Raw genomic sequence first — 872 nt, forward strand, 5'->3', positions numbered from 1 at the left:
TTTTTTACATATTCAAAGAATTCTGTTTTAGTATTACCTGTTTCCCATTCCATAACACTTAGATAAAGCATTGGCCATTTTTTGGTCTGTTGCATAAAATCATATAATGCATAATAAGGAGGTCCATAATACAATGAATTTTCAATAAGTTCATCATAGAAAGTTTTGGTAAACGCTTTTCTCATATCTCTGATAATGTTATAATTTATACGCAGTTTGCTGCCTTCACGGATTGCTACTGCAAAGGCAGACATACTTTTGTCCTGAAAAAAAGTATAAAGATAATTGCGAAATTCCTCTTCCATTACATCACAGAGATCCTGACTGTAAAAGGCATATTCTTGTTTGAATATTTCTAGAGAAAAATTATCGGAATGCTTGTTTTCGATAAATTCAATTATTTCCATTTCTAAGGCAATAATTTTTTCAAGAGACGGACTTCCTACGAGTCCCGCAGCAGCTATAATGTACTTTGGTTTTGAAAACAATTCAAAAAAATTACTCTTAAAAAATAGCGTCTTTCTTTCAAAAGTTATCTGTACATACAAGGGATGTGTCATGATTTTGCCCAAAGGAACTTGCTTCAGCTTTTCGTTGAAGTAGGTTTTATAGCTTATTTTTGATAGTTTGTTCATGCTTTTTTTACGAGATTTTGGAGTTTAATCTTTTAAAATTATACTGCAGCTGATTATAGATTATTATAATACTTAAAATCGGTATAAATATACACATAAAGTTTTTATAAAATGTAAAATTATAAAAACAATTTCGTTATCTTAGTGTTGTCAAGATAATTAGAAAAATGAAAAGGATGATGAACGTTAAGCAAAGTAATATGGAAAATAAAGAAGTCAATGAAGAGGTAAATGAGA

Annotated in this window: 1 protein-coding gene; it reads right to left on the minus strand. The window is 29.4% G+C overall.

Features of this window, described 5'->3' with window-relative positions:
* The coding region (locus tag D0817_RS24735; protein WP_127340999.1) for a hypothetical protein at positions 1-635 on the minus strand (635 nt) is incomplete at its 3' end.
* Between the last annotated feature and the right edge of the window lie 237 nt (positions 636-872).

It is taken from the genome of Flavobacterium cupreum (genome assembly GCF_003996965.1).
GTDB lineage: Bacteria > Bacteroidota > Bacteroidia > Flavobacteriales > Flavobacteriaceae > Flavobacterium > Flavobacterium cupreum.